4 protein-coding genes are annotated in these 3,486 nt (G+C 65.9%); 1 reads left to right on the forward strand and 3 read right to left on the reverse strand.

Features of this window, described 5'->3' with window-relative positions; translation table 11 throughout:
- Nucleotides 1–601: 601 nt before the first annotated feature.
- Nucleotides 602–910, forward strand: a complete 309-nt coding sequence (locus tag VNF71_03070) for a nucleotidyltransferase domain-containing protein (protein HVA73529.1) — start codon at nucleotides 602–604, stop codon at nucleotides 908–910.
- Between the two features lie 92 nt (nucleotides 911–1,002).
- Here the strand turns inward: VNF71_03070 and VNF71_03075 are convergent, their stop codons facing one another.
- From VNF71_03075 to VNF71_03085, 3 genes are all read right to left on the reverse strand, one after another.
- The gene (locus VNF71_03075) at nucleotides 1,003–1,380 is read right to left on the reverse strand and encodes a hypothetical protein (GenBank protein ID HVA73530.1); all 378 of its coding nucleotides are present in this window, start codon (nucleotides 1,378–1,380) and stop codon (nucleotides 1,003–1,005) included.
- Nucleotides 1,377–1,733: a hypothetical protein gene (locus VNF71_03080; GenBank protein ID HVA73531.1), complete on the reverse strand. Its 357-nt coding sequence runs from the start codon at nucleotides 1,731–1,733 to the stop codon at nucleotides 1,377–1,379. Before VNF71_03080 ends, VNF71_03075 begins: the two co-directional genes overlap by 4 nt.
- Before the next feature lie 62 nt (nucleotides 1,734–1,795).
- Entirely contained in the window at nucleotides 1,796–2,914 is a 1,119-nt protein-coding gene (locus tag VNF71_03085) for a restriction endonuclease (GenBank protein ID HVA73532.1), read from the reverse strand.
- Nucleotides 2,915–3,486: the final 572 nt, after the last annotated feature.

Below are 3,486 nucleotides of genomic sequence, written 5' to 3' on the forward strand. Positions count from 1 at the left end.
GGACCGTCAAGCATGGCATCCCCATGTCTCGGAGACGGTCGCTCGTCCACACCGAGGGCCACTCGCGGGCGGTGCGCGGCGACCGTAGATATGCGTGCCCCGGCCGGGGTCTTTACGTTGGTCTGGTACGCGGAGAGCTAATGACTGCGGTACGCGCAGGTGCGTTACGTCGTAGATTACGCTGAACATGTCACAGGGATGTTAATAGCGAAGGCCAAATGCTACAAGATCGTGACAGTCACGAGGGATTATTCTACACATTCATACCGAAAATCGGGACGTCTTGCCGTGACTCACCCTGCGGGCGCCTTCCGCTGCCGCCTCGCCGCCCGTATCCTTCCTCGGCATCTCGGTGGCGTGACGGACCGCGCCTTCGTTCAGGTCGGCCTTCAGGTCAGGTCGTGAACCCTCCCAGGAGCGGCGCCTGCCGTGCTGAGATGATGGGGACGTACCGCCGGTCGACCGGCGACTCGGCAGCTGATCGGATGGAGCAGGCGGTAACGACGTTCGTGGGTCGATCCGCCGACACCGTCCGGCTGAGCGAGCGGACGTCTTTGGATTCGCGCGCCGCGCATCGCACGTCCCGCTTGAGGCGGCAGCCATGAACTCACTTGTCGAGCGGCGGCACACCGACGTCGCCCGTCTGTGTCACCGGTTCCACGTGCGGCGGCTGGAGCTGTTCGGCTCGGCGGCGCGAGCGGACTTCGACCCGTCCGCGAGCGACCTCGACTTCCTGGTCGAGTTCGAGGACCTGGAGCCGGTCGCCTGCGCCGACGCCTGCTTCGGCCTGCTCGAGTCGCTGCAGGACCTCGTCGGCCGTGCGGTCGACCTCGTCGTGCCCTCGGCCGTGCGCAACCCCGACCTCCTCGAGGCGATTGCCCGCGGCCGGGTGACGCTCTATTCGGTCTGAAATCCGCACGATGTCGACGTTGTCAGGGATGCCGCGAAGGTAGACTCAACGTGGAGGTTTATCCGGCGCGCTAGTCGCGTCGATGGTAGAGTCTAGCGTAGCGACCGGTGAACAATCGGGTAGTCCGACTCGAACGGCGACGGATCGTCGTACAACTCAACGAGCGCACGGATCACTGCTCCTCTTGCCGGTGATCCACTGCGTGCCGAGATGAGCACCACCGGAGGGATCGACCTACCGTCAGCGAGCCACCTGTGCAGGATCGCCGGAATTGTGTTCACGTCGTAAGTGACCACCGCCAGACGCTCCGCAACGGCAGCCTCCAATATCGGGCCATCGATGTCTTCCCGAAACTTGCCGCCGCGCCAGTGAGCAACGTGCTCCACGCGACAACCGGCGCGTGCTGCCCGTACTCCGTCGGCGACGGACAGCGGTACGTGAACGTCGAGGAGAAAGCCCGAGAGCCTCACTCGCTGCGTCGGGCGTCGTCGTCTCCGCCCTCGTCGTCCTCGATGATTTGGATGCCGGGCAGGAGTGCCTTGAGTTCCTCAACCGTCACCTCGGTGTGCTGGCGGATCTCGGCATCTACCTGGGCCGGGTGCTCGGCGGCGTACCGCAGCCCCTCAGCGACCAGCGTGGGATCGGCGAAGATCTGCTCCGCAACCGTCTCGGCGTCGCCGTAGGTGCGGGCAAGCCAGGCAACTTCCCAGATTGCTAGCCCGGTACCGACCACGTACGCTTCCGGTCCCACGGCCGTGACGCGGAACCTGACGTGCGGGAATCGCTCTCTGGTCCTGCTTGCGCTCCGGACCAGATCGCCCACTTCTGAGACCGTCAGATCAACGCGTCGGGCATAGTCGCCCCACCATCTGGTAGGTACCTTCGTCACCCGGGTTGCCACAGTTCGCCCTCCTCGGTCCCCTGTAGACCAGCCAGGTACTCGTCGGCGATCGGCTCCCAGGCGTTGGCCGGATCGTGCCCCTCGATCTGCTCAAAGCTGAACGGGCGCGGGTCAGGGATACGACCCTCGGAAAAGAGCCGCATCTGCTCGGCGATGGTTTCCGCGACTCGCTGGCTCGGCGGCCAGTACATCATGTTCCAGAAGTTGATGCGGGGTGAACGCACCCTGTGGGCAAGATGCACCAGCCCGCTGGAGGTCAGATACTCTCGCAGCTCATCTTCGCTCCGGAACGCACGCAGTGCATACAAGCCGGGCGGCGTCTCGAACGTCGCCTCGATCACCTGACGCACCGGCTCGCCGGTGTCGGCGGCGGCGACCGCCGCCCGGCGGGCCTCTCCCTCCACGGTCATGACGAGAGCGAGTATCTCGACTCGGACTACCAGCCCGCGAATCGGTAAATGACGTCCCTCAATGAGCGAGTGCCATCCCTCCGGAATCTCCAGACGGAGGGAAGCGGTGCCTATGCGCGGCTCCAGGTCTCCGGTCTGCCATGCCTGCCACACGAAATCGGCGATGTTCCCAACGAACCGTCCCTTTTCGTCGTAGACCAGAAAGGCCTCCCCGACGCTGCCGATGGGCAGGTGGTTGTCGTTGGTGAGGTCGAACCCGGTGACGCACGGCAGCAACACGACGACCGACTGGAACGCGTTGGAGATCGCTTGGGACAACCGATCCGCCGAAAGACCCTCGAAGGTGAATGGCCTGATCCCGGCCCCGCGCGCCGCGTCCAGCGCGCCCTCTGTGTAGCCGCCCGCCGAGACGTAGATGCCGAGCGACGGCGGAATCCCGACTGCCTCCAGCTTGCCCCTGAATGCGTCGATCTTCTCCACGCCAATCGGGCCCTGCTCGTTCTTGCACTCGATGGCCAGGCGTACCGGGTGGCCGGCGACGTAGCTGGTGAGGAGCACGTCGAACTGCCGCTTGCGCTTCCCGCCCCCGAGCGTGGCCAAGCGGACATCGTGCTGCACCACCACACCCGGCTCCTGGTGCAGCCAGGCCACCAGTTGCTCGAGGATCTTACCCTGCTCATTCGTCTTCGCCACGCCGCACACTCCTGCACGGATTGTACGGCCGGAGCGGGGTCGACGAGTGCGAACACGCCAAACCGTGCGGGAGCGGTGAGTGGCAATGGGACTCCCGCGTGGGATCGTCCGCGCAGTCAATCGGACGGAGGAAGGCGGCGATCCACCCGCGCGGCGACGGATTGGAGCGGTTCCCGGCGCAGGCAAATCCTGCCACGCCAACCGCCGTCAGCCCGCGCACCCTCCCCAGCCCCCTTTCAGGGGGCTTCGTCTATCAGCGCGGCAGTAATGGTCTTTGACACAATACGTCGGTACCACGGCCGGCCGGCCGTACTCCCCGCCACCCGCGCTCCAGCCCCGTCCGTGGGCTTCGTCCTTCAGCCCGGCGTCTCTCTCCCCTCTCCACTTGTGGGAGAGGGGCAGGGGGTGAGGGCCGAGCCCCCGCCCTCCGTCGTCCGTCCGGCCGCGATACCCGTGTGGCAGCCGCCCGGACGGTCCGCTCGTTTTCCGCGTCGCAACGCGCAAAACCGTCGTCCGGCCCCTCGTCCGGTCCGTGCCCACCCGCGTCCGGGCTATCTTGGGCTCCAATCCCC

It is taken from the genome of Acidimicrobiales bacterium, from assembly GCA_035533095.1.
Taxonomy (GTDB): domain Bacteria; phylum Actinomycetota; class Acidimicrobiia; order Acidimicrobiales; family Palsa-688; genus DATLUM01.

Bases quoted from the DNA above. Each gene is read 5' to 3' on its own strand.
- VNF71_03070 (HVA73529.1), top strand. From the start codon at position 602: ATGAACTCACTTGTCGAGCGGCGGCACACCGACGTCGCCCGTCTGTGT.